Consider the following 699-nt stretch of genomic DNA (forward strand, 5'->3'; position numbering starts at 1 on the left):
TATGGTCGTATTCTCAACGGTATCGATGCCGAGAAAAAGCATCTGGCGCGGCTTGCCGAGAACCTGCCGCCGGAAGGCTCGGTGCGCGCGATGACCGTCACCGAAAAGCAATACGCCAGCATGCGGCTTCTGGTGAGCATGCCGCTTTTCAGGAAAAAAAGGTTCCGCCCTCTCAGTTGCTGTTGTTTTGAGGAGAATTCCAGAACGAAAAATCCCCACCCGGCACAGGCCGGATGGGGATTTGAGCGAGGCCAGATTGTAGCTATCCGGGGTGAGAGAGGGAGCTACAACGCTGGACGAGGAATGCCGCGTCGGCTGGAAGATTGTAGCTATCCGGGGTGAGAGAGGGAGCTACAACGGTTCATGCGGGGGCACGCGGCCCCCGCATGAACCGTGCCGCTTCGCGGCCTGTTTGTAAAAAGCCGACGCATGAAGCTGCGAGCAGCGGGGGACCCGCCAAAGGCGGGGGCATAGTAACAGCAAGCCGCACCGAAATGACAAGTAGTCAGTAATGCGGCGGCATCTCGTCGCGCAGGCTGCGCTGTTCGGCGGGAATGGCCTGCAGGACGAGCTGGCGCAGGTCGCGCAGCGCGCGTTCGAGCTGCGCGATTCGCTCCTGTTGCCGATATACCGTCGTATTGAGGGTGTCGAGCAGATCTTCGGCGAACGCGAGTTTGACCTCGAGCTCGGTGATGCGGT

The 699-nt window shown here is 60.2% G+C and carries 2 protein-coding genes; one reads left to right on the forward strand and one right to left on the reverse strand.

What is annotated here, in order from left to right:
* A partial coding sequence (gene cas2 / locus ACK4TH_RS12635; protein WP_409626950.1) for a CRISPR-associated endonuclease Cas2 occupies window positions 1–342 on the forward strand: 342 nt, incomplete at its 5' end.
* A 163-nt stretch (window positions 343–505) separates the two neighbouring features.
* Here cas2 and ACK4TH_RS12640 read toward each other — a convergent pair.
* On the reverse strand, window positions 506–699 hold a 194-nt coding region (locus ACK4TH_RS12640; RefSeq protein WP_409626952.1), incomplete at its 5' end, for a SlyX family protein.

It is taken from the genome of Tepidimonas sp. (assembly GCF_046292505.1).
Classification (GTDB): Bacteria; Pseudomonadota; Gammaproteobacteria; order Burkholderiales; family Burkholderiaceae_C; genus Tepidimonas.